Here is a 25,148-nt window from a genome sequence, read left to right on the forward strand (position 1 = left end):
CGGAGGAGGATAGGTGGGGGCATTCTCGGCAGCCGACAGCTAACTACTTCGGCGTCCCCGCCCAGACTTGGAACTGCGTGGTCTCCAGCAGCATGTCGCTGTGCCCGAAGGCAGCCTTGAACAGCTTTCCGACGCCGGCCGTCCGCTGGGTCACTGCCACCAGCGTGCCGCGCAGCTTCAGATACTGCTTCGTCCCGGCCACCAGCGCGTCGAGCATGCCGAAATCCTCGTCCTTGCCACGGTGGAGCGGCGGGTTGGACAGGATCAGGCCGAAGCGCTCGCGGGTGCCCAGCCCAGCCAGTCCGTCGCTCAGCACCAGCTCGGCGTCCGGCACATTCTGGCGGGCGGCGTGCAGGGCCACCGCGTCGATGTCCAGCAGCGTCAGCGGCGCGTCCGGCTGGCGTTCCCGCACCGCCCGCGCGATCACCCCGGCGCCGCAGCCGAAATCCAGCACGCGGGTGCCGGCGGCCACCTCCGGCAGCACCTTCAGCAGGCATTCGGTGCCGGCATCCAGATGCCCGTGGGCGAACAGGCCGGGATAGGACACCAGCTCCAGCGTCCGGTCGGGCAGCGCCAGGCTGACGGTCTGCCGCCAATCCTCCAACTGCCCCTTGGCCGGCGCATCGGTGCGGCGGGTCAGCAGCAGGCGGGCGCGGCGCTTGATGATGAGGGTGTCCGGTTCTTCGGCCAGCCCGTCCAGATGCTTGGGCGCGCTGGTCACACCCTCGTCGTTGCCTCCGGCGATCCACAGCGGGGCGCCAGGGGCAAGGCGCGAGGCCAGCGCATGCAGAGCCATCTCGAACCCGGCCCAACCGCGCGGCAGGCGCAGTACCGCACCGTCGAACGGCCCTTCCGCCGGCCAGGGCGTTGCAACCTGCCCGCCGCCCTTGTTGGCAACAGCGAGCCGGTTCCAAACCACCACCTCCGCCCCGCCGTCGCGCAGGGCCTCGGCGATGGCGCCGTCGCTGTCGAAGGCGACCAGGATCCGGCCCTGCGGCCGGATTTCGGACAGGGCTTCGGCGGCCACGGCGGCGACGGTGGAGTCGCGGTCCGTGGCCCGGTTGTCGAGACGTGCCACCTTAATCAGCCCTTGTCGCGCATCAGCCGCGCCTTGTCGCGCTGCCAGCTGCGTTCCTTCTCGCTCTCGCGCTTGTCGTGCTTCTTCTTGCCGGTGGCGAGACCGATCTCGACCTTGGCGAAGCCGCGATCGTTGAAATAGACCGACATCGGCACGAGCGTGACGCCCTTCTGCTTGATGCCGGCCGCGAGCTTGTCCAGCTCGCGGCGGCGGACCAGCAGTTTGCGCGGGCGCTTCGGCTCATGCTGATCGACGCGGCCGGCCTGGAGATATTCGGGGATGTACGCGTTGAACAGGAACAGTTCCCCGCCCTTCAGGCCGGCATAGGCCTCGTTCACGCTGGCGCGGCCGCCGCGCAACGACTTCACCTCGGACCCGGTCAGCATGATCCCGGCCTCGAGGACATCATCGATGAAGAAGTCGAATCGCGCGCGGCGGTTCTGCGCCGCGTATTTTTTAGCTTCCTCGCGCGTCGCCAAGTCTCTCTCCTATACGGCCCGTTCCGTCGCTTACGACAACAGGCCGGCTTTGGTCATGGCTCCACGAACGGCGGCACGGGCGGCCTCGGACGCCGGAACCAGCGGCAGGCGCACCTCGTCGCTGGCGAGGCCCAGCAGGCTGGCGGCGAACTTCACCGGGGCCGGGCTGGTCTCCACGAACATCGAGTCGTGCAGCGGCGACAGCACGTCGCGCAGGCGGAACGCCTCCTTGAGGTCGCCCTTCGCCCAGGCGGTCTGCATGGCGGAGCACAGCGCCGGCGCGATGTTCGCGGTGACGGAGATGCAGCCCACGCCGCCCTGCGCGTTGAAGGCCAGCGCCGTGGCATCCTCGCCCGACAGCTGGATGAAGTCGGGGCCGACCTCCTGCAGCAGGCGGGACGGGCGGGACAGGTCGGCGGTGGCGTCCTTCACGCCGACGATGTTCGGCAGCTTCGCCAGCCGGGCCATCGTCGCCACAGACATATCCACGACACTGCGGCCCGGAATGTTGTAAATGAAGATCGGCAAATCCGCCGCGTCATGGATCGCCTTGAAATGCTGGTACAGACCCTCTTGAGACGGCTTGTTGTAATAGGGCGTGACCACGAGCGCCGCCTGGGCGCCGGCCTGCTTGGCATGGCGGGTCAGCGCGATCGCCTCGTCGGTCGAGTTGGAGCCGGTGCCGGCCATCACCGGCACCTTGCCGCCGGCCGCCTCGATGCAAAGCTCCACGACGCGGTTGTGTTCCTCGTGGGACAGGGTCGGCGACTCGCCGGTGGTGCCGCAGGGCACCAGACCGTGCGTGCCCTGGGCGACCTGCCACTCCACGAAGGACTGGAAGGCCTTCTCGTCCACTTTCCCGCCCTTGAACGGAGTCAGAAGGGCGACGATGGAACCGTGGAACATGGCTGCCTCCTCAGTCGGCTTAGCTGGAAAAAGAGTTGCGCACATTATCCCTCCCCGCCGCCCTCGGCAAGAGCGCCCGGACCGCTGTTTTCGCGGGTCTCCTCACCCTAATCGCCGCGGTTCCCGGCGCCCTGCCCGCCGCGGCGCTGAGCGCCCAGGACATCGCCATCTATCGCGAGGCCTTCAAGCTGGCCGACAATGACCGGTTGGCCGAGGCGCTGTCCGCCGTGTCGCGGGCGCAGGACCCGTTACCGGCGAAGGTTTTGCGCTGGATGGCGCTCGCCAACCCCGGCGGCGGCAGCTTCGCCGACATCACGGCCTTCATCCGCGACAATCCGGACTGGCCCAACATGGCGGCGCTGCGCCGTCAGGCCGAGCTGGCGATGCCCGACATCCCGCCGGCCGAGGTGGTGGAGTGGTTCCGGCAATCCCCGCCGCAGACCAACGACGGCTTCGTCCGCTATGCCGACGCGCTGATCGCCACCGGCAGCGTGGAGCGCGCGACCGGCCTGATCCGCAAACAGTGGGCCGACGCCACCTTCACCCCGGACGAGGAGGCGACCTTCCTCGCCCACTACACCCCCTACCTGCGCCAGCACGACCACAAGGCGCGCATCGACCGGCTGCTCTGGGCCCGGCAGGACGCGCCGGTGCGCCGGATGCTGCCCTTCTTCGATGAGGCCTATGATACGCTGATCGAGGCGCGCATCGCGCTGGACGGCGACAGCCCGGGTGCCGATGCGGCGCTGTCGCGCGTCGCCCCCGGCCTGCGCGACGATCCCGGCCTGATGTTCGACCGCGCCCGCTATCTGCGCCGCAAGGGCGACGATGCCGGCGCGCTGGAGATCATGGCCCGCGCCGGCACAGATCTCGGCCGTCCGCAGGCCTGGTGGCCGGAGCGCCATCTGCTGGCCCGCCGGGCGATGGAGCGCGGCGACTTCAATCTCGCCTACCGCCTCGTCAGCACCCACGGCATGACCGAGGGCAGCGCCTTTGCCGACGCGGAGTTCCTGTCGGGCTTCCTGGCGCTGCGCTTCCTCGACAAGCCGTCGGAGGCCTTCGCCCATTTCCACAAGCTCTACCGCTCCGTCTCGGCGCCGATCAGCAAGGCGCGCGGCGCCTACTGGTGCGGACGGGCGGCGGAGGCGCTGGGACAGACGGAACCGGCGCGCGACTGGTACGCCAAGGCCGCGACCTACCCCACCACCTTCTACGGCCAGCTTGCCTTCCGCCATGTCTCCAATGGTGCGGTCACTCTGCCGACGCCGCCGGCGGTGTCCAGCGCCGATACCGCCGCCTTCAACCGGCGCGAGGTGGTGCGCGTCGCCCGCCTGCTGGCGGAGATCGGCGGCAGCACCGACGACCGGCTGGGCAGCTTCGTCCGCCGCATCAGCCTGGATGCCAAGACGCCGGCCGACTATGTGCTGGCCGCCCGGCTGGCGAGCGAGGTCGGCCGCCGCGACCTTGCCGTCGCCGCCGCCAAGGACGCCGCGCAGAACGAGGTTTTCCTGGTCGATGCCGGCTATCCGATGATCGACGCCCGGCCGGCGGCGCCGGAACTGGCGCTGGTCCACGGCATCATCCGGCAGGAAAGCACGTTCAACCCCACCATCGTGTCGTCGGCCGGCGCCCGCGGCCTGATGCAGCTGATGCCGGCCACGGCACAGCTGGTGGCGGGCAAGCTGGGGCTGAAGCACACCCAGGCCCGGCTGACCTCCGATCCCGGTTACAACGTCACGCTGGGTTCGGCCTATCTGTCGGAGCTGATCGACCGCTTCAACGGGTCCTGGGTGCTGGCCATCGCCGGCTACAATGCCGGGCCGAACCGGGTGCGCCAGTGGCTCCAGACCTATGGCGATCCGCGGACGGAAGCGGTGGACGTGGTCGACTGGATCGAGCTGATCCCGATCTCCGAGACCCGCAACTATGTCCAGCGCGTGCTGGAGGCCGTCCAGGTCTACCGCGCCCGTCTGGGCGGCGACCGGGTGGAGCCGAACCTGGACAGGGATCTGCGGCGGTAGGGGGGCGATGGGTGAGGCTAGCCCCCACCTAACCTCCCCGCTGGGCGGGGAGGGACTGCCGCCGCAGGCCGACAAAGGTCCATTCCCCTCCCCGCCCAGCGGGGGAGGGTCAGGGTGGGGGTCTAACTCCGCAAGGAGCAACTGCTCACCCCTTCGGCCGTTCCGCCCGTGAATAGTTGCTGAAATGCCCCTCCTTCGCCGCCAACCGGCGGGCCGACTGGACGATGGCGCCGGACTTGCCCTCCGGCGCCACGTTCGACAGTTCTCGTGTCAGGTCAGTGGCGCCGCAGGACGGGCAGGCAGGCGTCTCGCCCGAGCGCACCAGGGTCTCGAACCCATGGTCGCAGGCTTTGCAGCGGTAGGAATAGAGCGGCATCGGGACCTCTCCGCACGAATCGCGTCGTCCCGATTATCCAGCAATATCCACATTATGAAAACGGTTTTGTTGCGCCGCACCAAACGCGGCGAACGGTGCCGCAGTCAGGACGCCAAAGTCAGGCTGCCGTACCGCCGAAATCGAAGCCGGCAGCTTCCACCGCCTGCCGCACCACGTCGGCCGGAATTCCGCCATCCACCAGCACGGTCCCGGTCGCGAGGTCCACGGTCACGGCCGCATCGGGCGCTGCCTTGGTGATCGCGTTCGAGACGGAGCGGGCGCAGCCGCCGCAGGTCATCCCATCCACCTTGTATGCATCGGCCATCGTCACGGGGCTCCTCTCACGGTCGGGTCAGCCGCCGGCATGATGCGTCCGCACCACCGCGCTGACCGGGACAAGAACGAAGCCACGCTTTTGCACCTCCGGCAGCCAGGACGCCAGGGCGTCGATTGTCGCATCATGCGGGTGGCCGATGGCGACGGCGTAGCCCTGCTTCCTCGCCACCTGTTCCGTCTTCGTCAGCTGGGCCCTGACCGCGGCGACCGTCTCCTGGTTGTCGAGGAAGATGTCACGGCCGATCCAGGGCATCTTCATCTCCCGCGCCAGCCCGATGCCGGCGCTGTTCGGCGTCGTCCGGCTGTCCAGCCACAGCAGGCCGCGGCGATGCAACTCGGCCAGCACGGGCGCCAGCGCGGCGCGGTCGGCGGTGAAGCGGCTGCCCATATGGTTGTTGACCCCGACATAGCCGTCGAAACTGTCCAGCGCCGCGCGGGCCCGCTTCACGATCTCCCCCCGGTCCAGCGAGACCAGCAGCGCGTTCGGGCCCGGATCGGCCTTCACGCTGGGTTCCATCGGCATGTGCAGCATCAACTCGTGCCCGTTGGCCCGGGCCGCCCTGGCCTGGGCCTGCAGGTCGCGGGCATAGGGCAGCCAGGACAGCGTCAACGGCCCCTGCAGCCCGGCCATCCGGGTCGAACGCTTCCGGTCCAGCCCCATGTCGTCGATGACGATGGCGATCATCGGCTTGCCCTGCGGCACCTCCGCCGGCAGGGCATTCCTGCGCCACAGCGCGGCGTTGCCGGGAGGGGCCTGCACCTGCGGCGTCTGGACCGGCGGAACCGGCGGCGGCAGCATCGCCACCGCCGTCGCGGGCGGGCGGACTTCGGCCTGCGCCGGCTTCTCCGCCACCGCATGTTCAGGGCCTTCCGCATTGGGCTGGACGGCCACGCGCGGGGTGCCGCCGGCGGCTCCGCTTTCGCCGGGGGCACCGGCGGGGGCTGCACCGGCTGCTGCCCACCCGCCTGCTGCCCAGCCGGATGCTGGGCTGCCTGCTGCACCGGCGCCGGTTTGCCGGCCTCGCCGCCCGACCCTCCTCCGCCGGTAAGCGTCGCCACCCCCAACGCCACAGCGAACACCGCGGCGACGGCGGCCAGCGCCAGGAGGAACGGGTTCGACAGGAAGGGGGAAGCGGAGACTTGCGGGCTTTCGAAGGCGCCTTGCGGGCCATGGTGACGACGTCCATCCTGCGACATGGGCGCCGCACAGTGGCACCCTGCCGCCGTGACCGCAATCGCCCAATCGGCGCAAAAGGCCGCTGCGGCGCCCCCGGTTCCGTCCGGCCGAGCCCATCCGCAAGAGTCCGCCCGAAGAGTCCGCCCGATGCGTCCCATCTTTGTCATCGCCGCCCTGCTGCTGACCGCCGCCGCGACCCCGGCGCCGGCCGCACAGGGGCTGGACTGCCCGGCCAGCCTGACCGTCCAGGCGCAGCCCGACGCCCCCGGCGGCTGGTCGCCCTACCCCGGCCGCGACAGCCACAGCTTCGGCGGCATCTCCATCGTCGAGGGCGACCGTGCCAGCCAGATGACCTCCGCCACCCCCGCCACCCTCGCCCCCGACCGCGAGGTGCGGCGCGGGCGCAGCATCGTCCAGGTCTGGGAGTTCTCCGGTTCGCGGCGGGAGAATGTCTTCCTCGTCTGCCGCTACCGCAACACCCAGGCGACGCTCGCCGCCGACCTGCCGCGCCAGATCCGCCGCTGCACCCTGACGCTGGAGACCGACATCCGCGGCGCCGTGTCGGACGATCCCAAGACCCTGCCGCAGCTCGACTGCCGCTGATGCCGCGGAGTTCTGCGCGGAGGCTGGAAATCCGCCCCCTCAGCCGCTAGGGTGTCCGTCGTTGGAACAGGGGCGGAACGGCCCCGACGATCCGGGCGAAGGTGGAAGGCGCATGCTGCTGCTCATCGACAATTACGACAGCTTTACCTACAACCTCGTCCATTATCTGGGCGAGCTTGGCGCCGACGTGCAGGTCCGCCGCAACGACGCCCTGACGGTGGAGGAGGCGATGGCGCTCCGCCCCGACGGCATCGTGCTTTCCCCCGGCCCCTGCGATCCCGACCGCGCCGGTATCTGCCTTCCGCTGATCGACGCCGCCGCCAAGGCTCGCCTGCCGCTGATGGGTGTCTGCCTGGGCCACCAGTCCATCGGTCAGGCCTTCGGCGGCCGGGTGATCCGCGCGCCGGTTCCCATGCACGGCAAGGTCGACAACATCCGGCACGAGGGCCGCGGCGTTCTGGCCGGCCTGCCCAGCCCGTTCCGCGCCACCCGTTACCACTCGCTGATCGTCGAGCGCGAGACGCTGCCCGCCTGCCTTGAGGTGACCGGCGAGACCGCAGACGGCCTCATCATGGCGCTGGCCCACCGCGAGTTGCCGATCCACGGCGTGCAGTTCCATCCCGAAAGCATCGAGAGCGAGCACGGCCACAAGATCCTGCAGAACTTCCTGGACCTAACCCGTCCCCGCCCGGAAAGCGCGACCCTGGAGAACGCGGCATGAGCGGCGATCTCAGCGACATGAAGGCCATCCTGGGCAAGGTCGCCACCGGCGCCGCCCTGACCGAGGCCGAGGCCGGCTTCGCCTTCGACATCATCATGTCCGGCAACGCCACCCCGTCGCAGATGGGCGGCTTCCTGATGGCTCTGCGCGTCCGCGGCGAGACGGTGGACGAGATCGCCGGTGCCGCCCGCGTCATGCGCGCCAAGGCGATCCCGGTCGAAGCGCCTCCCGGCACCATCGACACCTGCGGCACCGGCGGCGACGGCGCCGGCACCTACAACATCTCCACCGCCGCAGCGCTGGTGGTGTCGTCCTGCGGCGTGCCGGTCGCCAAGCACGGCAACCGCGCCATCTCGTCGAAGTCCGGTGCCGCCGACGTGCTGGGCTCGCTCGGCGTCAACCTCGACTGCGACTTCGCGCTGGTGCGCAAGGCGCTGTGGGATGCCGGCATCGCCTTCCTGATGGCGCCGCGCCACCACCTTGCCATGCGCAACGTCGGCCCGACCCGCGTCGAGCTTGGCACCCGCACGGTCTTCAACCTGCTGGGTCCGCTCGCCAACCCGGCGACCGCCCGACGGCAGGTGCTGGGCGTCTTCTCCAAGCAGTGGGTGGAGCCGTTGGCCCATGTGCTGAAGCGGCTGGGCTCGGAAACGGCCTGGGTGGTCCACGGCTCCGACGGGCTGGACGAGATCACCACCACCGGCCCCACCACCGTCGCCCAGTTGAAGGACGGCGAGGTGACGGTGTTCGAGGTGACGCCGGAGGATGCCGGCCTGCCCCGCGCCCGGATCGAGGACCTGAAGGGCGGTGACGCCCAGGTCAACGCCGAGGCGATCCACGCCCTGTTCGACGGGGTGCGCAGCCCCTACCGCGACATCGTTCTGCTGAACGCCGCCGCCGCCCTGCATGTGGCCGGCAAGGCCGCGACGCTGAAGGAGGGTGTCGCCATGGCCGCCGACGCCATCGACAGCGGCGGCGCCCGCGACCGCCTGCGCCGGCTGGTCGCCATCACCAACGAGGCGGTGGCCTGATGAGCGACGTTCTTACCCGCATCAACGACGACAAGCGCGCGCTGGTCGCCTCCCGCAAGGCCGCCCGCCCCTTGTCGGAGGTGGAGGCCGCCGCCAGGGCCGCCAACGAGACCAACCCGCCGCGCGGCTTCATCAGGGCGCTGAGCGCCGCGGTCGAGGCCGGCCGCTACGGCCTGATCGCCGAGATCAAGAAGGCCAGCCCGTCCAAGGGCCTGATCCGCGCCGACTTCGATCCCCCGGCGCTCGCCCGTGCCTATCGCGAGGGTGGGGCGAGCTGCCTGTCGGTTCTGACCGACGAGCCCTATTTCCAAGGCAAGGACGAATATCTGGTCGCCGCCCGCGCCGCGGTGGATCTGCCGGTGCTGCGCAAGGATTTCATGGTCGATCCCTATCAGATCGTGGAGGCCCGCGCGCTGGGTGCCGACTGCATCCTCATCATCATGGCCTCGCTGTCCGATGCCCAGGCGGCGGAGATCGAGGATGCCGCCATCGCCCAAGGGCTGGACGTGCTGGTCGAGGTGCATGACCGCGCCGAGCTGGACCGCGCGCTGCTGTTGAAGACGCCGCTGCTGGGCGTCAACAACCGCAACCTCAAGACGCTGGCGGTTGACATCGCGACGACGGAGGAACTGGCGGCCAACGTGCCGGCCGACCGCATGCTGGTCGCCGAAAGCGGGCTCTACACCCCCGCCGATCTGGCGCGCATGGCGAAGGTCGGGGCGCGCTGCTTCCTGGTCGGCGAATCGCTGATGCGGCAGGCCGATGTGACCGCCGCGACCCGCGCCCTGCTGGCTCCGGTCTGAACCGATGACCGAGATCGCCATAGCCGCGGAAAGCCCGCGCCAGGACGCCGTGATCGCGCTGGTCGCCGCGCTGGACCGCTATCTGCTGGAGCTTTATCCGGCCGATACCTGCCACCTGCTCGACATCGGGGAGTTGGAGGCGCCGGACGTCCGCTTCTTCGTCGCCCGCAAGGACGGCGTTCCGGTCGGCTGCGCGGCGCTCCGCGTCGATCCGGCCGGCTATGGCGAGGTGAAGCGCATGTATGTCGATCCCGCCGCCCGCGGCCACCGCATCGGTGACCGGCTGCTCGCCCGGCTGGAGGAGCAGGCGCGGGCGGAGGGGCTGACCGCCCTGCTGCTCGAATCCGGCATCCATCAGCACGAGGCGCTGGCGCTCTACCGCAAGGCCGGCTTCACCGAGCGCGGCCCCTATGCCTGCTACGAAGAGAACGGCGTCAGCGTCTTCATGGAAAAACCCCTGCGGGAGACCGTCGCATGAGCGGCTTCACCCATTTCGACGCCGAGGGCAAAGCGGTGATGGTCGACGTGTCCGACAAGGCGGACACCGAACGCACCGCCACCGCCGCGGCCACCGTGCTGATGCAGACGGAAACGCTGGCTCTCATCATGCAGGGCGGGGTGAAGAAGGGCGACGTGCTGTCGGTCGCCCGGCTGGCCGGCATCATGGGGGCCAAGCGCACGCCGGATCTGATCCCGCTGTGCCACCCGCTGATGCTGACCTCGGTCAAGGTCGACCTCACCTGCGATCCGGCGCGCAACGCGGTGGACGTGACCGCCACCTGCAAGCTGAAGGGCCAAACCGGCGTGGAGATGGAGGCGCTGACCGCCGTCACCGTCGCCGCGCTGACCGTGTACGACATGTGCAAGGCGGTGGACCGCGGCATGACCATCACCGACGTGCGCCTGCTGCACAAGGCCGGCGGCAAGAGCGGCGAATGGGGCGCTGCCGCCGGCGTTCCGCTGGCCGGAGCCTGACGCCATGATCTCCGTCGCAGAGGCGCGCGCCCGCATCCTGTCGGCCTTCGCCCCTCTGCCGGCGGAGACGGTCGCCCTGCCCGACGCGCTCGGCCGCGTGCTGGCCGAACCGGTCATCGCCCGGCTGACCCAGCCGCCCTTCCACGCCGCCGCGATGGATGGCTGGGCCGTGCGCGCCGCCGACATCGCCGCCGCGACCGCCGAGACCCCCATCCCGCTGCGCCGCATCGGCGAATCCTCCGCCGGCCATGCCTTCGGCGGCAGCGTCGGCCCCGGCGAGGCTGTGCGCATCTTCACCGGCGCGCCCCTGCCCGATGGTGCCGACGCCGTGGTGATGCAGGAGGATTGCAACGCCGACGATACGACGGTCCGGATCGGCCGGGCCGTCGCCGCCGGCCGCTTCGTCCGTCAGGCCGGCTTCGACTTCGCCCATGGGCAGGAGCTTCTGCCGAAGGGCCGCCGCCTGACCGCCCGCGACATCGCCCTGGCCGCCGGCGGCAACGTGCCCTGGCTGTCGGTCCACCGCCGGCCGCGCATCGCCATCCTCGCCACCGGCGACGAGATCGCCCTGCCCGGCGACCCGCTGGGGCCGAGCCAGATCGTCAGCACAAATGCGCTAGGCCTCTGCGCACTGGTGACAGCCCAGGGCGGGCTCGCCCACAATCTCGGCGTCGCCAAGGACACGGCCGACAGTGTGGCCGCCTTGGCGAAGGGGGCCGCCGGCTGTGACATGCTGGTCACCACCGGCGGTGCGGCCCATGGCGATTACGACCTCGTGCGCGACGTGCTGGCCGACCGCGGCGTGGCGCTGGAGGTGCAGACGGTGGCGATGCGACCGGGCAAGGCGCTGATGTTCGGCCGGGCCGGTGGGGTGCCGCTGCTGGGCCTGCCCGGCAACCCGGTATCCACCGGCGTCACCGCCGTCCTGTTCCTGCGCCCGGTCCTGCGTCTGCTGCAGGGGCTGCCGCCGGAGGACGACCGGCCGCCGCTGCGCGCCCGGCTGACCACCGCGCTGAAGGCGAACGACCGGCGCGAGGAGTTTCTGCGCGCCACCCTCGCCGCCGGCGCCGACGGCGTCCTGACCGTCACGCCCTTTGCCCGGCAGGACAGCGCCATCACCTCGCTCTACGCCCAGGCCGACTGCCTGATCCCGCGCCCGCCCAACGCCGATCCGGAACCGGCCGGCGCCATGGTGAGCGTGCTTCTCCTGACCGATGGTGCGCTCAGCATCTGACCGCCGCCAAACCAGTCAAGTCTCCGGTCCAAATCATCGGATTCAACAATGAACAGCAGCCCGAAAACTGCTGCATGCTGTTTCGAATGTTCCATTCACCTTCGAAATCGGGTCGATGGGGGACTTGACGCGCGGCAGGAACCAAACTAGAACATGGAGCAACGTTTAGTTTTTGTTCCATCTTCAGTCTGGCCACGGCCGGGAGGCATCCATGCTCACGCGCAAGCAGCACGAATTGCTGCTGTTCATCCACGAACGGCTTGGCCAGGGCGGGGTTTCGCCGTCGTTCGACGAGATGAAGGACGCCCTGGGGCTGAAGTCCAAGTCGGGCATCCACCGTCTCATCACGGGGCTCGAGGAACGCGGCTTCATCCGCCGCCTGCCCCACCGCGCCCGCGCGCTGGAGGTTCTGCGCCTGCCCGAGGGGCTGGACGCCGCCCGCTCTCGCACGGCGCCCAAGCCGAAATTCCAGCCCAACGTCATCAAGGGCGACTTCGCCTTCGCCGGCCGCGACACCGCTCCCCCTGCCCCGACCCCGGCGGCTGCCAACGAGACGGTGCAGTTGCCGCTGTACGGGCGCATCGCCGCCGGCACGCCGATCGAGGCCCTGCGCGACAACAGCGCCTTCGTGGATATTCCTGCCTCGATGCTGACCAGCGGCGACCATTACGCGCTGGAGGTCTCCGGCGACTCGATGATCGAGGCCGGTATTCTCGACCATGACACCATCATCATCCAGCGCTGCGACGCCGCTGAAAACGGCACCATCGTCGTCGCTCTGGTCGACGAGGGCGAGGTGACGCTGAAGCGTCTGCGCCGCAAGGGCAACACCATCGCCCTGGAACCCGCCAACGCCGCCTATGAAACCCGCATCTTCGGCGCCGACCGTGTCCGTGTGCAGGGCAAGCTGGTCGGCCTGGTCCGGAAGTACTGACCAGTTGCGTCGGTCAGCCTCCACCCTCGCCTTTCCCGCAATGCCGGGGAAGGTAAGGGTGGGGGCTGACGTCGCCCCCCACGCTCCTCAGACGAGCCGGCTCTGGTCGATGGCCGCCTTGATGAAGGCGGTGAACAGCGGATGGGGCTCGAACGGCTTGGACTTCAGTTCCGGGTGGAACTGTACGCCGATGAACCAGGGATGGTCGGGAATCTCGACGATCTCCGGCAGTTCCCCGTCCGGCGACAGGCCGCTGAACCGCATGCCGCAGCGCTCCAGACGCTCCTTGTAGTACACGTTCACCTCATAGCGGTGACGGTGCCGTTCGGAGATGTCGGTGGTGCCGTAGACCTCGGCGACCTTGCTGCCTTCCTGCAGCTTGGCCGGATAGGCGCCCAGCCGCATCGTGCCGCCCAGGTCGCCGGCCTCGCCGCGGCGCTCCAGCGTGTTGCCGCGCATCCACTCCGTCATCAGGCCGACGACCGGGTTGCCCGGCTTGCCCAGCTCGGTGGAGCCGGCATCCTCAATCTTCGCCATGTTGCGGGCGGCTTCGATCACCGCCATCTGCATGCCGAAGCAGATGCCGAAATAGGGCACCTTGCGCTCGCGAGCGAACTTGGCCGCCCGGATCTTGCCTTCCGTCCCGCGCGAGCCGAAGCCGCCCGGCACCAGGATGCCGTGGACGTTCTCCAGACGCTTCACCGCCGCGTCGTCATCCTCGAAGATCTCCGAATCGATCCAGTCGAGGTTGACCTTGACGTTGTTGGCGATGCCGCCGTGGGTCAGCGCCTCGGCCAGCGACTTGTAGCTGTCGAGCAGGCTGATGTACTTGCCGACCACCGCGATGGTGACCTCGCCCTGCGGCTTGCGCACCCGCTCCATGATGCGGGTCCAGCGCGACAGGTCCGGCTCCTTGTCGGTCGGCAGGCCGAAATAGCTCAGGACCTGGGTGTCGAAGCCTTCCTCGTGGTAGCTGATCGGCACCTGATAGATCGAATCGACGTCCAGCGCCGCGATCACCCGCTCCGGACGGATGTTGCAGAACAGCGCGATCTTCTTGCGCTCGTTCTCCGGAATCGGACGGTCGGCGCGGCACAGCAGGATGTTGGCCTGGATGCCGACGCTCAGCAGCTCCTTCACCGAATGCTGGGTCGGCTTGGTCTTCAGCTCGCCGGCGGTCGGGATGTAGGGCAGCAGGGTCAGGTGGATGTAGAGGACGTTCTCCTGCCCGACCTCGTTGCCGAACTGGCGGATCGCCTCCAGGAAGGGCAGCGACTCGATGTCGCCCACCGTGCCGCCGATCTCGATCAGGACGAAATCCTCATCCGTCGCGTCGGCACGGATGAACTCCTTGATCTCGTCGGTGATGTGCGGAATGACCTGGACGGTCCCGCCCAGATAGTCGCCGCGCCGCTCCTTGGCGATCACGGTGGAATAGATGCGGCCGGTGGTGATGTTGTCGCCCTTGCGGGCCGACACGCCGGTGAAACGCTCGTAATGGCCGAGGTCCAGGTCCGTCTCAGCCCCGTCGTCGGTCACGAAGACCTCGCCGTGCTGGTAGGGGCTCATCGTGCCGGGATCGACGTTCAGGTACGGGTCCAGCTTGCGCAGACGCACCTTGTAGCCGCGCGCCTGGAGAAGCGCCCCAAGCGCCGCCGACGCCAGACCTTTGCCCAGCGAAGAAACGACGCCACCGGTGATGAAGATGTAGCGAGTCATGTCCGTCCGAAGAGCTTGAGAGCTGTTCCATGTCCCCGTGGGGGGACGGATGGCTGATGTCCCCATAGGGGACGGAATTGTCCTTCTCCCCAGAGGGGATGGATCGTGCTTCTCCCCAGAGGGGAGAGATGTTCAACGTCCCCCGAAGGGTCGCCGCCGTGATGCCGCCGTGACGTGGCGCCGCGAACGTCGGCCCTCAAAAGAAAGAGGCGGCTTCGGGGAGGCCGCCTCGCTGTTCGCTCGTACCCGTGCGCTGCTGGGGTGATCCCTTTACTGGGCCACCGGCGGCGCGGGTTGGGCCGGAGCGGCAGGCTGCGCCGGGGCCGCCGGAGCGGTCGACTGCGCGGGCGCCGTCGGCAGGCTGTCGATGATCGACGCCGGGCGAGAATGCCCACCGGCCAGGATCGCCAGCACGATGCTGGTGGCGAAGAAGCAGGCGGCCAGGATGCCGGTGGTCCGCGTCAGCAGATTGGCCGTTCCGCGGGTGCTCATCATGCCGCCCATGGTGCCGCCGCCGATGCCGAGCCCGCCGCCTTCCGACCGCTGGATCAGGATCACGCCGACCAGCCCGATGGCGATCAGCAGGTGAATAACCAGAATCACCGATTCCATGCGATGCTCACCCCACACCCATCCCAAAAATCGAATAGCGCGCCACAGGCCGTCTTAAGGGCCCGTGGCGCGCGCCCACTGTTTGTACCGCGGAGCCGCGCGATATGCCAGCGCCAAAATACCTATGCCGTATCCGTTCGCGGCATGGCTGACACCGGCCTTCGGTATCAGCGGCAGGCGGTGGCGATGCCCCAGAAATCGTCGGCCTTCAGCGAGGCGCCGCCGACCAGCGCGCCGTCGACATTGTCCACCGCCATCAGCTCCGCCGCGTTGCCGGGCTTGACCGAGCCGCCGTAGAGGATGCGCACCTTGTCCGGGTCGGCGATCTTGCCGGCCAGCTCGGCGCGGATGTGGGCGTGCATCGCCCTTACGTCGTCCGGAGTCGCGGTCTTGCCGGTGCCGATGGCCCAGACCGGCTCATAGGCGATGACGGTGTTCTCCGCATCCGCACCGGCGGGGATGGAGCCGGCGAGCTGGCCCGACACCACGGCATTCGCCTGACCGGCGTCGCGCTGCGCCTCCGTCTCGCCGACGCAGATGATGGCGACGAGGCTCTCCTTGTGGGCGGCGACCGCCTTGGCGTTGACCACGGCGTCGCTCTCGCCATGGTCGGCACGGCGCTCCGAATGGCCGAGGATGACGAAACGGCAGCCGGCGTCCTTCAGCATGGTCGGGGCCACGTCGCCGGTGTGGGCGCCGGAGGTCTTCGGCGCGCAGTCCTGGCCGCCCAGCGCCAGCGGGCTGTCGGCGATGGCCTCCCCCACCGGGAACAGCAGCGGGAAGGGCGGGCAGACCAGCATGTCGAAGGCGACCGGCCCGGCGCCCTTCAGCCGCCCGGCGAGGTCTGAGGCGAGATCCAGCCCGTCGGCCTTCAACCCGTTCATCTTCCAGTTTCCGGCGATCAGCTTGCGGCGTGCGGTCATGGTCGTTTCCTTCTTGTGCAGGCTTTGTATGGGAACTTGCGGAACGTTCTTGGCCTCTCGTGACCACAGCCCATAGCAAGCCCGCCGCCGAATTTCCACTCACCCGACCGGCGCATCCGCCCCCGCTGGCCTTAAGGGACATCGTGTAGCACCCCGCCTATGCCGTGACGGTTCCGGGGCAGCCATATCGGCCGAACCGCCAAGTTGAAGAAACCCCTATCCGAAATAGGTTCATTCGCAACGCACCATCCATACGTGGCGAAGGCCTGATCCCATGAAGAACTTCTCGGACCTGACGGAAAAGGAGCTGCTGGCGCTCGCCATCGCGCTGGAAGAGGAGGACAGCCGCATCTATGACGAGTTCGCCCACGGTCTGGCCGAAAACTATCCCGACACCGCGCGCATGTTCAGCGCCATGGCGGCGGAGGAGAACGGCCATCGGCACCGGCTGCTGGAACTCTTCCGCACGCGATTCGGCGACCACATCCCGCTGATCCGCCGCCAGGACGTGAAGGGCTTCGTGGAGCGCAAGCCGGTCTGGCTGACCCGTCCGCTGGGGCTCGACACCGTCCGCCGGCAGGCGGAGGTGATGGAGGCGGAGACCAAGCGCTTCTATGCCCGCGCCGCCCAGCGGTCGCAGGACGTTGCCATCCGCCAGCTGCTGGGCGATCTGGCCGAGGAGGAACGCCGGCATGAGGCCAAGGCCGAACGTCTGGAGGCGAAATACATCTCGCCTGCGGTGCGGGAGCGGGAGCAAGAATCGGAACGCCGGCTCTTCGTGCTGCAGATCGTCCAGCCGGGTCTGGCCGGCTTGATGGACGGGTCGGTTTCGACGCTGGCCCCGCTGTTCGCCGCCGCCTTCGCCACCCAGGACAGCCACGAGACTTTCCTGGTCGGTCTGGCCGCCTCCATCGGCGCCGGCATCTCCATGGGCTTCGCCGAGGCGCTGTCCGACAACGGGTCGCTGACCGGGCGCGGCAGCCCGTGGCTGCGCGGGGTGGTCTGCGGCGCGATGACCACGCTGGGCGGCTTGGGCCACGCCCTGCCCTACCTGATCCCGCATTTCTGGACGGCGACCGCCATCGCCATCGCCGTGGTGGTGGTCGAACTGGCCGTCATCGCCTGGATCCGCAACCGCTACATGGACACGCCGCTGCTGTCCGCGGCCTTCCAGGTGGTGGTCGGCGGCCTTCTGGTCTTCGCCACCGGAATCCTGATCGGCAGCGCCTGACCGGCGGAGGAAAAGCCGCGTCCGGGAACGAGCTTGTTCTTGTAACCGGACGTACGATTGTTTATGTCTGAGTCGCTGTCCTAATTAGAACAAATCGAACCAACCGCGTCGCCATGGCTGACCTGAAAGCAGGCGTGAACCAGCTCTTCCTCCGCGAGGAGGAACTCCGTACCGGGATGGAGCTGCTTTTCTACGCCTATCGCGAATTCACCGCCGAACCGGACGAAATTCTGGCGGAGATCGGCTTCGGCCGCGCGCACCACCGCGTGATCTATTTCGTCGGCCGCTATCCCAAGATCACCGTGTCGGAACTGCTGGCGATCCTGAAGATCACCAAGCAGAGCCTGTCGCGCGTGCTGGGCGAACTGGTGCGCCAGGGCTTCATCGACCAGCAGACCGGCGCCCGCGACCGGCGGCAACGGCTGCTGGAGCTGACGGAAAAGGGGGTGGAGCTGGAACGCCAGCTGTCCGAAACCCAGCGTCAGCGCATCGCCCGCGCCTACCGCATGGCCGGGGCGGAGGCGGTGGAGGGATTCCGCAAGGTGATGATGGGCATGCTGGACGAGGAGGACCGGGCGAAGTTCGCGCCGCCCGTTCCCCCTGCCCGGCTTGCCGTGAAGCGCTGAAGGCGCTTCGGCCGGCGCTCTATTCCGTCTTCGCCGCCGGACCGGTGTCCTTGGAGCCGGTCTCCGTGCTGGCCTGAGCGTTGCTGGTCTCCGCCGGCTTTTCGGCGGCGGCCTTCGTGTCGTTGGGGGTGCGGCGGCGGAAGCCGCCCTTGCGGTACACCACGTTTTCGGAAGCACCCGGCGGACATTGAACGATGTTGCCGCCCTTCGCCAGGAAGTTGCGGGTCATTTCGGCGAGGTCTTGGGCGTCCAGGTCCCGGGGGTCGTTGGACCTGTGGTCGTAGGCCATCGTGATCGCTCCTGTGTCTCTCGGCCCTCTGAGGAGGACATATGGAGGGTAACACGGAACGAGGGCAAAACGGCCAACCGCTTACACGACTGCCCGCCATGCGCACCTATGATGCGTCGCCCATGGTGTTGCTATGTCGATTGCGGGGACACGCGTTATAGTCGCGCCATGACCGAAGATCAGCCTCACATCCTGGTCGTCGACGACGACACCCGCCTGCGCGAGCTTCTGCGCAAGTATCTTGCCGGCAACGGCTTTCTGGTCAGCACGGCCCGTGACGCCGCGGACGCCCGCGCGCAGCTGGGCGGGCTGGCCTTCGACCTGCTGGTGCTCGACATCATGATGCCCGGCGAATCCGGGCTGTCGCTGACCGAGTCCCTGCGGCGCGAGCGCGACGTGCCGATCCTGCTGCTGACCGCCCGCGACGAGCCGGACGACCGCATCGCCGGGCTGGAGGCCGGGGCCGACGACTATCTCGCCAAGCCCTTCAACCCGCGCGAGCTTCTGCTGCGCATCAACTCCATCCTGCGCCGGCAGGCCGCTCGCGCGCCGGAACCGGCGGCCCCGCCCGCCGTCCCGGTGCGGCTCGGCCCGCTGACCTACCTGCCCGACCGGGACGAGCTGCGCAACGGCGACGAGGTGATCCGCCTGACCACGGCGGAGGCGAGCCTGCTGCGCATCCTCGCCGCCTCGCCCGGCGTCACCTTCACGCGCGAGGAGCTGACGGAGCGCAGCAAGGTCGCCGGCAACGCCCGCACCGTCGATGTCCAAGTCACCCGCCTGCGCCGCAAGATCGAGGCCGACCCGCGCGAGCCGCGCTACCTCCACACCGTCCGCGGCGAGGGGTATGTGCTGAGGCCCGATCCTTGACGGCGGCATCGAACCCGACCGTCGCGACCCGGCGCGCCGAACGGCGGCGGCGAACGCCGTTCCTGAAGCGCTTCCTGCCGCGCACCCTGTTCGGCCGGACGCTGCTGATCATCGTCACGCCGGTGATCCTGGCCCAGGCGGTGGCGACCTGGATCTTCTACGACCGCCATTGGGACACGGTGACGAACCGGCTGGCCTATGCCGTGGCCGGCGACATCGCCACCGTGATCGCCATGATCGAACGCGACCCCTCGCAGGAGGGGCGCGACTGGACGCTGGCAACCGTAGCCCGCACCACCGACCTGATCGTGACGGTGGAGCCGGAGCAGTTCCTGCCCGAGAAGCGCCGGCGGCTGAGCGGTCTGCTGGAACGCACGCTGGGCAAGGCGTTGGACGAGCGGATCGGCCGCCCCTTCACCATCAACACGCGCGTCGCGCGGGAATGGTACGAGATCCGGGTGCAGATGGCCGACGGCGTCCTGTCGGTAATGTCGCCGGAACGCCGCCTGTTCACGCCGACCAGCTACATCTTCATCCTGTGGATGGTCGGGTCGGCCGTGGTGCTGTTCGCTGTGGCGATCCTGTTCATGCGCAACCAGATCCGCCCGATCAAGCGGCTGGCCGTCGCCGCCGACGCGTTGGGCAAAGGCCGCGACGTGTCCAACTTCAAGATGGAAGGGGCGACGGAAGTGCGGCAGGCGGCCTCCGCCTTCCTGCTGATGCGCGAACGCATCCAGCGCCAGATGAACCAGCGCACGGAGATGCTGGCCGGCGTGAGCCACGACCTACGCACGCCGCTGACCCGGATGAAGCTGGCGCTGGACATGATCGAGCATCCCGACCTCGACCCCGAGGTGGAGGAGCTGAAGGCCGACGTCGCCGAGATGGAGCAGATGATCGAAGGCTATCTCGCCTTCGCCCGCGGCGAAGGGACGGAAGCGGTGCAGCCGACCGACCTGACCCGGCTTCTGAACGAGGTCGCCGCCGGTGCGCGGCGCGACGGGACAGAGGTGACCCTGACGGTGCCGGAGGGACTGGTACTGCCGCTGCGCCCCAACGCCGTTCGCCGCTGCATCGCCAACCTGCTGGTCAATGCCGGACGCCATGCCGGCACCGCCTGGGTCAAGGCGGAACCGAAGGAAGGCGTGATCGAAATCACCATCGACGACGACGGCCCCGGCATTCCCGCCTATCTGCGCGAAGACGTGTTCAAGCCCTTCTTCCGCGTCGACAGCAGCCGCAACCTTGACACCGGCGGCTCGGGCCTGGGGCTGACCATCGCCCGCGACGTGGCGCGCAGCCATGGCGGCGACATCACGCTGGACGACAGCCCCTATGGCGGCCTGCGCGCGGTGATCCGGCTGCCGGTGTGACAGCGCGCGGCCGGGGAGCGGGCGGCGCCTTGCTCCCCGCTCCCTTCTCAGGCCGCCGCCTCCCGCTTCCGCATCGTGCCGGCGCGTCCGGCCAGCGTCGCCATCACCGCGTCTATCAGCGCCAGTCCATGGCCGCCCTCCAGCGAGAGGATCGATTCGGGATGGAACTGCACGGCGGCCAGCGGCAGCGTCCGGTGTTCGATCGCCATCACCGTCCCGTCCTCCGTCTCCGCCGTAACGCGCAAGTCCGGCGGCAGGCTGTCGCGCTTTGCCACCAGCGAGTGATAGCGGCCGACCCGCATCCCCTGCGGCAGCCCCTCGAACAGGCCGCTGCCCTGGTGGACCAGGGGGAAGCCTTGCCGTGCATCGGCTCCGGCAAGCGGTCGAGCGTCGCGCCGAAGCACTCGGCCATCCCCTGGAGGCCCAGGCAGACGCCGAACACCGGAACGCCCAGATCCAGGGCCGCAAGCACGCTGCCGCCGACGTCGAAATCGGCAGGACGTCCCGGACCCGGCGACAGCACCAGCAGGTCGGGCGGATCGTCCCGCAGCGCGGCCCGAGCGTGGGTGTGGCGCAGCGTCGTCACCGCAGCACCAGTGCGGCGGAAATAGTCGGCCAGCGTGTGGACGAAGCTGTCGTCATGATCGACCAGCAGCACCCGCCGCCCCTCCCCGCTCAGACGGGCACCGGGCGGCGGGGCGGCGGCGACCAGCGCCAGCCTCGGCGGCGCCCCTTCCCCCGCACCGCGTCGAGGAAGGCGGACGCCTTCAGGCGGCATTCGGCGTCTTCCGCCTCCGGGTCGCTGTCGGACAGCAGGGTGGCGCCGGCACGGACGAAGGCGACACCGTCCTTCATGCGGATGGTGCGCAGGGTCAGCCCGGTGTCCATCCCGCCGTCGAAGCCGATGCGGCCGAAGGCCCCGCCATACCAGCGGCGCGGAGACCGTTCGGTGTCCTCCAGGAACTGCATGGCCCAGCGCTTCGGCGCGCCGGTCACGGTAACGGCCCAGCTGTGGGTCAGGAAGGCGTCCAGCGCGTCGAAACCCTCGCGCAGCCGCCCCTCCACATGGTCCACCGTATGGATCAGGCGCGAATACAGCTCAATCATCCGCCGGCCGACCACTCGGACGGAACCGGGCTCGCACACCCGCGCCTTGTCGTTGCGGTCGACGTCGGTGCACATGGTCAGTTCCGCCGCGTCCTTGGCGGAGTTCAGCAGCGTCAGGATCTGTGCCGCATCGCCCAGCGCATCGGCGCCGCGCGCAACGGTGCCGGAGATCGGGCAGGTCTCCACCCGCCCGGTCGTGGGACCGGTGCCGACGCGGACATACATCTCCGGGCTGGCGGCGACCAGGAACTCGCCGTCGCCCAGGTTTATCAGCGCCTCATAGGGGGCCGGATTGGCGGCGCGAAGCCGGCGGAAGATGGTGGAAGGGCTGTCGGCGCAGGGCTCGGCAAAGGTCTGGCCGGGCACCACCTCGAACAGGTCGCCGCGGCGGAACGCCTCCTTCGCCGCCCGCACCACCTGCTGGTACTCGCCGGGGGCATGGTCGCAGGCCGCAGCGGCGTTGGTGTCCGGACGGTAGCCATGGATCCGTCCGCCGCCTGCGATTCCCTCCGTGCAAGCGCCATCCACCACGAACTCGTAGGCGAAGCGGCGCGCCACCCCGGCGCCATGATCGACCACCAGCAGCCGGTCGGGCAGATACAGCACGAGGTCGCGCTGGTCGTCCGGCCGCTCCAGCCGGCGGCGGATCGGCTCGAACTGGAAGGCGAGGTCGTAGCCGAAGGCGCCGTAGAGCCCCAGGAATGGCTCGTCCGGGCAGGCGAACAGCGCCATCAGCGCCCGCAGCACGCTGAAGACCGACGGCTGACGGCTGCGCTCCTCCTCCGCGAAGACGCCGGTCGGCCGGCGGACCAGGGCGGTGACGCGGCCCGCCGTCACCTCCAGCCCGACCAGCGCCTCATGCCCGTCCAGCGTCCCGGCGACCGCGGGCAGTAGAAGGCGGCCGCGCGGGTTCAGCGCGTCGATGCGCACGCTGCGGCCGCGGGCGGTCACCGCCAGGGGCGGATCGACGAAGCCCATGGCCTGACGGCGATAACGGCCGGGCGCCTCCACCCCGCCGGACAGCAGCAGGCCGCGCCGTTCGTCCAGCGCGACGGCGAGCGTGTCGAGCGCCTCGGCGATCCCCACCGGCTCGGCGGTGCGGCGCACCTCCAGCCCGCCGCCGGTGGTGGTGGCGAACGGGTCGAGGAAGGCGGGATCGGCCAGGAAGATGTGGGCCGGATACAGGTGGGACGGGGTCATGGCGGCGGGGCTCCGATTCGGGCGTCTTGCTGGTGACGCCGCACGGTGCTTCCGCCTGCCTGTCCGTCTTTCCGTCGGTCGACCCGTTACCGGGTCAGGAAAAGGCCGCTCCGGATGCACCGGGCGGCCTTTTGTCGTCAATCCACGTTCACACGCGTCGCCAGGCCGGCCCGTTGGAGACGGGCCACCACCAATGCTGCGACAGGAGGGGAGAGGACATTTTCATGGGACCAAACGCAACACATGCAACGGCCGGCTGTCAAGCCCCACCATTCACGCCCCTTCCGGCGGCGGTGCGACGGCGTAGCTGCTGAGGTCCTCCTTGCGGCGCTCGTCCGAGGGCAGGCGGCCCTTGACCAGGAAGCTGATGTTCTCCGCCACGTTGGTGGCGTGGTCGCCGATGCGCTCGATCGACTTGGCGGCGAACAGCAGGTGGGTGCAGCCGGTGATCTGGGCCGGCGTCTCCATCATGTAGGTCAGGAACTCGCGGAACAGGCTGGTATAGGCCGCATCGACCTCACTGTCGCAATCGCGGACGGAGGCGGCCAGATCGGCGTTCTGTTCGGTGTAGGCGCGGCGCATGTCGCCGATCATCGCCTGCACCATGCGGCCCATCCGGACCAGCGAGGCGACCGGCGGCGCCACCGGCAGGGTGGCGAGCGTGACCGCCCGCTTGGCGACGGAGCCGGCGAAATCCCCCATCCGCTCCAGGTTGGAGGCGATCTTCAGTGCCGCGACGATCTCGCGCAGGTCCTTGGCCATCGGCTGGCGCAGGGCGAGCAGGCGGACGGTCATCGCCTCCACCTCCATCTCCAGACGGTCGATCTCGGCATCGCCCTTCAGCACCTCGGCCGCGATGTCGGCGTCCGGGCCGGCCAGCGAATCGAGGGCAAGCCCGACCTGCCGCTCCACCAGTTCGCCCATGCGGTCGATGGCGGTCCGCAGCGCCTCCAGTTCGGTGTCGAACGCCGCAAGCGTGTGTCCACCCGACATGATCCCCAACTCCTTGCTGTGACAGGCGGTCCGGCGCCCGACGCCCCGGAGATGGGGCGCGGGCGCCGCCGCGCCAAGCCGCCCATGCACTGGAAGCGCACTGGAAGCGGCCTTAACCTTTGGCATAGATTATTTCTGGACACTGGTCTATCGATGGACCACGCAACCAGACACACCGGACAGGGCCGATGACACCGCACGAGTTGGTTGCCGTGCTGGAAAAGCACGAGCGCTGGCTGAAGAACAAGTCGGGCGGTTCGCGCGCCAACCTGACCATGGCGAACATGGAAGGCTCGAACCTGTCCGGGGTCAACCTGGCGCAGGGCAAGCTGTCCGGCGCCAACCTGTCCCATTGCGACCTGTCCAACGCCAATCTCAGCACCGCCGACCTGTTCGCCGCCCACCTGACCAAGGCCGACCTGTCGGGTTGCAACCTGTACCGCGCCGACCTGCGCGGCGCCCACATGCGCGGCGCCAAGATGAAGCGCGCCATCCTGAAGGAGGCCGACCTGCGCGGCGGCGCCCTGCTCTATGGCGGGCCGGGCGGAAGCAAGGGGGGCAAGGGGCTGGATTTCGTCCGCTCCGACCTGTCCGGCACCGATTTCGACGATGCGTCGCTGACCAACGCCAACCTGTCCGGCGCCGACCTGACCGACGTGTCGATGAACGGCGCCGACTGCGAGGGCGCGCTGCTGACCGGCGCCACGCTGATGCGCGCCAGCATGAAGAGCTGCAATCTCGCCCGCGCCGACCTGCGCGGCAGCAACCTGTCCGGCGTGAACCTGCAGGGCGCCGTGCTGCGCGACGCCAACCTGACCGGCGCGATGCTGGCCGGCGCCAACCTGCGCAACGCCGACCTGCAGGGCGCCAAGCTGGAAGGGGCCGATCTGGCCGGAGCCGATACCACCGGCGCCAATCTGGCGCGGTCGGCCGACAATTTCTCCGTCCAGATCCAGCAGGCCCTGCATAGCCATTACACCTGGATCAACACCAACGGCACGATGGGTGCGCGGGCCGACCTGACCGGCGCCGACCTCAGCCACATCGACCTGTCCGGCGTGAACCTGTCCGGCGCCAACCTCAAGCGGGCCAATCTCAGCGGCGCCAAGCTGCGCGAAGCGCTGCTGATCATGTGCGACATCTCGGAAGCGGTGCTGGCCGGCGCCGACCTGGGCGGGGCGATCCTGGACGGCGCCAACCTGCGCGGCGCCAATATGGACGGCGTGCGGTTGGACGGCGCCGGCATCGGCTGGGTCGACATCAAGGGACCGGACGGCCAGCCGACCGGACGGCTGTGGGCGGCGAACCTGACCGGCGCGCGGCTGACCGGCGCATCCTGCGTCCGCACCAACCTGCGCGGCGCCAACCTGTCGGGCTGCGACTTCGCCAATGCCAACCTGACCGGCGCGATCCTGAGCGACGCGAACATCCGCGACGCCAAGTTCACCGGAGCGAACCTGACCGGCGCCAGCCTGCCGCCGCCGCCCGATCCGGACGACGACTGAGGCTGCCCGCAGCCCTGAAAACCCGA

Annotated in this window: 26 protein-coding genes and 1 pseudogene; 14 read left to right on the forward strand and 13 right to left on the reverse strand. The window is 69.2% G+C overall.

Annotated elements, in window-relative coordinates; all coding sequences use genetic code 11:
- Positions 1-43: 43 nt before the first annotated feature.
- Genes AB8P05_RS02355 through dapA form a run of 3 tightly spaced genes read right to left on the reverse strand, consistent with a single transcriptional unit; the run spans position 44 to position 2,463 of the window.
- The gene (locus AB8P05_RS02355) at positions 44-1,078 is read right to left on the reverse strand and encodes a methyltransferase (protein WP_472758650.1); all 1,035 of its coding nucleotides are present in this window, start codon (positions 1,076-1,078) and stop codon (positions 44-46) included.
- Between the two features lie 5 nt (positions 1,079-1,083).
- Positions 1,084-1,557, reverse strand: coding sequence for an SsrA-binding protein SmpB (gene smpB, locus AB8P05_RS02360; protein WP_014247453.1), 474 nt, complete (start codon positions 1,555-1,557; stop codon positions 1,084-1,086).
- A 30-nt stretch (positions 1,558-1,587) separates the two neighbouring features.
- The gene (dapA, locus tag AB8P05_RS02365; RefSeq protein ID WP_472758651.1) at positions 1,588-2,463 is read right to left on the reverse strand and encodes a 4-hydroxy-tetrahydrodipicolinate synthase; all 876 of its coding nucleotides are present in this window, start codon (positions 2,461-2,463) and stop codon (positions 1,588-1,590) included.
- A 35-nt stretch (positions 2,464-2,498) separates the two neighbouring features.
- Between dapA and AB8P05_RS02370 the strand changes: the two genes are divergently transcribed.
- Positions 2,499-4,484 (forward strand): lytic transglycosylase domain-containing protein, encoded by a 1,986-nt coding sequence (locus AB8P05_RS02370; protein ID WP_472758652.1) that lies wholly within the window; start codon positions 2,499-2,501, stop codon positions 4,482-4,484.
- Between the two features lie 145 nt (positions 4,485-4,629).
- Here the strand turns inward: AB8P05_RS02370 and AB8P05_RS02375 are convergent, their stop codons facing one another.
- From AB8P05_RS02375 to AB8P05_RS02385, 3 genes are all read right to left on the reverse strand, one after another.
- Entirely contained in the window at positions 4,630-4,860 is a 231-nt protein-coding gene (locus tag AB8P05_RS02375; protein ID WP_455171711.1) for an FmdB family zinc ribbon protein, read from the reverse strand.
- A 118-nt stretch (positions 4,861-4,978) separates the two neighbouring features.
- Positions 4,979-5,185 carry a heavy-metal-associated domain-containing protein gene (locus tag AB8P05_RS02380; RefSeq protein WP_455171712.1) on the reverse strand — a complete coding sequence of 69 codons (207 nt, stop codon included), beginning with the start codon at positions 5,183-5,185 and terminating at the stop codon, positions 4,979-4,981.
- Between the two features lie 27 nt (positions 5,186-5,212).
- Positions 5,213-6,088 carry a divergent polysaccharide deacetylase family protein gene (locus AB8P05_RS02385; RefSeq protein ID WP_472758653.1) on the reverse strand — a complete coding sequence of 292 codons (876 nt, stop codon included), beginning with the start codon at positions 6,086-6,088 and terminating at the stop codon, positions 5,213-5,215.
- 432 nt (positions 6,089-6,520) lie between these two features.
- On the opposite strand from AB8P05_RS02385, the gene AB8P05_RS02390 reads away from it, so the two are divergent.
- The 8 genes from AB8P05_RS02390 to lexA all read left to right on the forward strand — a co-directional run bounded on the left by AB8P05_RS02390 (position 6,521) and on the right by lexA (position 12,674).
- Positions 6,521-6,976, forward strand: coding sequence for an STY0301 family protein (locus tag AB8P05_RS02390; protein ID WP_472758654.1), 456 nt, complete (start codon positions 6,521-6,523; stop codon positions 6,974-6,976).
- Positions 6,977-7,088: 112 nt separating this feature from the next.
- Positions 7,089-7,697, forward strand: coding sequence for an anthranilate synthase component II (locus AB8P05_RS02395; RefSeq protein WP_472758655.1), 609 nt, complete (start codon positions 7,089-7,091; stop codon positions 7,695-7,697).
- A complete protein-coding gene (gene trpD, locus AB8P05_RS02400; protein WP_472758656.1) occupies positions 7,694-8,728 on the forward strand; it encodes an anthranilate phosphoribosyltransferase in 1,035 nt (344 codons plus the stop codon). Before AB8P05_RS02395 ends, trpD begins: the two co-directional genes overlap by 4 nt.
- On the forward strand, positions 8,728-9,531 hold the full coding sequence (trpC, locus tag AB8P05_RS02405; RefSeq protein WP_472758657.1) for an indole-3-glycerol phosphate synthase TrpC: 804 nt from the start codon (positions 8,728-8,730) through the stop codon (positions 9,529-9,531). The genes trpD and trpC overlap by 1 nt, the downstream gene beginning before the upstream one ends.
- A 4-nt stretch (positions 9,532-9,535) precedes the next feature.
- Positions 9,536-10,009: a GNAT family N-acetyltransferase gene (locus AB8P05_RS02410; protein ID WP_472758658.1), complete on the forward strand. Its 474-nt coding sequence runs from the start codon at positions 9,536-9,538 to the stop codon at positions 10,007-10,009.
- Positions 10,006-10,506: a cyclic pyranopterin monophosphate synthase MoaC gene (moaC, locus tag AB8P05_RS02415; RefSeq protein WP_472758659.1), complete on the forward strand. Its 501-nt coding sequence runs from the start codon at positions 10,006-10,008 to the stop codon at positions 10,504-10,506. The genes AB8P05_RS02410 and moaC overlap by 4 nt, the downstream gene beginning before the upstream one ends.
- Before the next feature lie 4 nt (positions 10,507-10,510).
- Positions 10,511-11,740: a molybdopterin molybdotransferase MoeA gene (locus tag AB8P05_RS02420; RefSeq protein WP_472758660.1), complete on the forward strand. Its 1,230-nt coding sequence runs from the start codon at positions 10,511-10,513 to the stop codon at positions 11,738-11,740.
- Between the two features lie 211 nt (positions 11,741-11,951).
- Positions 11,952-12,674: a transcriptional repressor LexA gene (gene lexA, locus AB8P05_RS02425; protein ID WP_455171721.1), complete on the forward strand. Its 723-nt coding sequence runs from the start codon at positions 11,952-11,954 to the stop codon at positions 12,672-12,674.
- Positions 12,675-12,761: 87 nt separating this feature from the next.
- On the opposite strand, the gene AB8P05_RS02430 is transcribed toward lexA, so the two are convergent.
- From AB8P05_RS02430 to tpiA, 3 genes are all read right to left on the reverse strand, one after another.
- Positions 12,762-14,393, reverse strand: coding sequence for a CTP synthase (locus AB8P05_RS02430; RefSeq protein ID WP_472758661.1), 1,632 nt, complete (start codon positions 14,391-14,393; stop codon positions 12,762-12,764).
- Between the two features lie 270 nt (positions 14,394-14,663).
- Positions 14,664-15,005, reverse strand: a complete 342-nt coding sequence (gene secG, locus AB8P05_RS02435) for a preprotein translocase subunit SecG (protein ID WP_455171723.1) — start codon at positions 15,003-15,005, stop codon at positions 14,664-14,666.
- 167 nt (positions 15,006-15,172) lie between these two features.
- The gene (gene tpiA, locus AB8P05_RS02440) at positions 15,173-15,928 is read right to left on the reverse strand and encodes a triose-phosphate isomerase (protein WP_472758662.1); all 756 of its coding nucleotides are present in this window, start codon (positions 15,926-15,928) and stop codon (positions 15,173-15,175) included.
- Between the two features lie 274 nt (positions 15,929-16,202).
- On the opposite strand from tpiA, the gene mbfA reads away from it, so the two are divergent.
- Together mbfA and AB8P05_RS02450 are read left to right on the forward strand one after the other, a co-directional pair.
- Positions 16,203-17,159, forward strand: coding sequence for an iron exporter MbfA (gene mbfA / locus AB8P05_RS02445; RefSeq protein ID WP_472758663.1), 957 nt, complete (start codon positions 16,203-16,205; stop codon positions 17,157-17,159).
- A gap of 113 nt (positions 17,160-17,272) precedes the next feature.
- Positions 17,273-17,785 carry a MarR family winged helix-turn-helix transcriptional regulator gene (locus AB8P05_RS02450; protein ID WP_098739700.1) on the forward strand — a complete coding sequence of 171 codons (513 nt, stop codon included), beginning with the start codon at positions 17,273-17,275 and terminating at the stop codon, positions 17,783-17,785.
- Between the two features lie 19 nt (positions 17,786-17,804).
- Here the strand turns inward: AB8P05_RS02450 and AB8P05_RS02455 are convergent, their stop codons facing one another.
- Positions 17,805-18,074, reverse strand: coding sequence for a hypothetical protein (locus tag AB8P05_RS02455; RefSeq protein ID WP_472758664.1), 270 nt, complete (start codon positions 18,072-18,074; stop codon positions 17,805-17,807).
- A 168-nt stretch (positions 18,075-18,242) separates the two neighbouring features.
- Between AB8P05_RS02455 and AB8P05_RS02460 the strand changes: the two genes are divergently transcribed.
- A complete protein-coding gene (locus AB8P05_RS02460) occupies positions 18,243-18,944 on the forward strand; it encodes a response regulator (RefSeq protein ID WP_455171727.1) in 702 nt (233 codons plus the stop codon).
- Positions 18,941-20,317, forward strand: coding sequence for an ATP-binding protein (locus AB8P05_RS02465; protein ID WP_472758665.1), 1,377 nt, complete (start codon positions 18,941-18,943; stop codon positions 20,315-20,317). Before AB8P05_RS02460 ends, AB8P05_RS02465 begins: the two co-directional genes overlap by 4 nt.
- Positions 20,318-20,364: 47 nt before the next feature.
- Here AB8P05_RS02465 and AB8P05_RS02470 read toward each other — a convergent pair.
- The 3 genes and pseudogenes from AB8P05_RS02470 to phoU all read right to left on the reverse strand — a co-directional run bounded on the left by AB8P05_RS02470 (position 20,365) and on the right by phoU (position 23,617).
- Positions 20,365-21,095: pseudogene (locus tag AB8P05_RS02470) on the reverse strand (glutamine amidotransferase-related protein).
- The gene (locus AB8P05_RS02475; RefSeq protein ID WP_472758666.1) at positions 20,993-22,624 is read right to left on the reverse strand and encodes an anthranilate synthase; all 1,632 of its coding nucleotides are present in this window, start codon (positions 22,622-22,624) and stop codon (positions 20,993-20,995) included. The pseudogene AB8P05_RS02470 and the gene AB8P05_RS02475 overlap by 103 nt, the downstream one beginning before the upstream one ends.
- 273 nt (positions 22,625-22,897) lie before the next feature.
- The gene (gene phoU, locus AB8P05_RS02480; RefSeq protein WP_472758667.1) at positions 22,898-23,617 is read right to left on the reverse strand and encodes a phosphate signaling complex protein PhoU; all 720 of its coding nucleotides are present in this window, start codon (positions 23,615-23,617) and stop codon (positions 22,898-22,900) included.
- Positions 23,618-23,805: 188 nt separating this feature from the next.
- On the opposite strand from phoU, the gene AB8P05_RS02485 reads away from it, so the two are divergent.
- A complete protein-coding gene (locus AB8P05_RS02485; RefSeq protein WP_472758668.1) occupies positions 23,806-25,122 on the forward strand; it encodes a pentapeptide repeat-containing protein in 1,317 nt (438 codons plus the stop codon).
- The last annotated feature ends 26 nt before the right edge of the window (positions 25,123-25,148 follow it).

The sequence above is a fragment of the Azospirillum sp. VT-I1 genome (assembly GCF_055698305.1).

Excerpts from the sequence above, each read along its gene's own strand:
- AB8P05_RS02420 (WP_472758660.1), top strand. The coding sequence starts at position 10,511 with ATGATCTCCGTCGCAGAGGCGCGCGCCCGCATCCTGTCGGCCTTCGCC.
- phoU (WP_472758667.1), bottom strand. The coding sequence starts at position 23,617 with ATGTCGGGTGGACACACGCTTGCGGCGTTCGACACCGAACTGGAGGCG.
- secG (WP_455171723.1), bottom strand. The coding sequence starts at position 15,005 with ATGGAATCGGTGATTCTGGTTATTCACCTGCTGATCGCCATCGGGCTG.
- AB8P05_RS02375 (WP_455171711.1), bottom strand. The coding sequence starts at position 4,860 with ATGCCGCTCTATTCCTACCGCTGCAAAGCCTGCGACCATGGGTTCGAG.
- AB8P05_RS02455 (WP_472758664.1), bottom strand. The coding sequence starts at position 18,074 with ATGGCCTACGACCACAGGTCCAACGACCCCCGGGACCTGGACGCCCAA.
- AB8P05_RS02475 (WP_472758666.1), bottom strand. The coding sequence starts at position 22,624 with ATGACCCCGTCCCACCTGTATCCGGCCCACATCTTCCTGGCCGATCCC.
- tpiA (WP_472758662.1), bottom strand. The coding sequence starts at position 15,928 with ATGACCGCACGCCGCAAGCTGATCGCCGGAAACTGGAAGATGAACGGG.
- AB8P05_RS02395 (WP_472758655.1), top strand. The coding sequence starts at position 7,089 with ATGCTGCTGCTCATCGACAATTACGACAGCTTTACCTACAACCTCGTC.
- AB8P05_RS02485 (WP_472758668.1), top strand. The coding sequence starts at position 23,806 with ATGACACCGCACGAGTTGGTTGCCGTGCTGGAAAAGCACGAGCGCTGG.
- AB8P05_RS02380 (WP_455171712.1), bottom strand. The coding sequence starts at position 5,185 with ATGGCCGATGCATACAAGGTGGATGGGATGACCTGCGGCGGCTGCGCC.
- moaC (WP_472758659.1), top strand. The coding sequence starts at position 10,006 with ATGAGCGGCTTCACCCATTTCGACGCCGAGGGCAAAGCGGTGATGGTC.
- AB8P05_RS02390 (WP_472758654.1), top strand. The coding sequence starts at position 6,521 with ATGCGTCCCATCTTTGTCATCGCCGCCCTGCTGCTGACCGCCGCCGCG.
- lexA (WP_455171721.1), top strand. The coding sequence starts at position 11,952 with ATGCTCACGCGCAAGCAGCACGAATTGCTGCTGTTCATCCACGAACGG.
- AB8P05_RS02450 (WP_098739700.1), top strand. The coding sequence starts at position 17,273 with ATGGCTGACCTGAAAGCAGGCGTGAACCAGCTCTTCCTCCGCGAGGAG.
- mbfA (WP_472758663.1), top strand. The coding sequence starts at position 16,203 with ATGAAGAACTTCTCGGACCTGACGGAAAAGGAGCTGCTGGCGCTCGCC.
- dapA (WP_472758651.1), bottom strand. The coding sequence starts at position 2,463 with ATGTTCCACGGTTCCATCGTCGCCCTTCTGACTCCGTTCAAGGGCGGG.
- AB8P05_RS02460 (WP_455171727.1), top strand. The coding sequence starts at position 18,243 with ATGACCGAAGATCAGCCTCACATCCTGGTCGTCGACGACGACACCCGC.
- trpC (WP_472758657.1), top strand. The coding sequence starts at position 8,728 with ATGAGCGACGTTCTTACCCGCATCAACGACGACAAGCGCGCGCTGGTC.
- AB8P05_RS02430 (WP_472758661.1), bottom strand. The coding sequence starts at position 14,393 with ATGACTCGCTACATCTTCATCACCGGTGGCGTCGTTTCTTCGCTGGGC.
- AB8P05_RS02410 (WP_472758658.1), top strand. The coding sequence starts at position 9,536 with ATGACCGAGATCGCCATAGCCGCGGAAAGCCCGCGCCAGGACGCCGTG.
- trpD (WP_472758656.1), top strand. The coding sequence starts at position 7,694 with ATGAGCGGCGATCTCAGCGACATGAAGGCCATCCTGGGCAAGGTCGCC.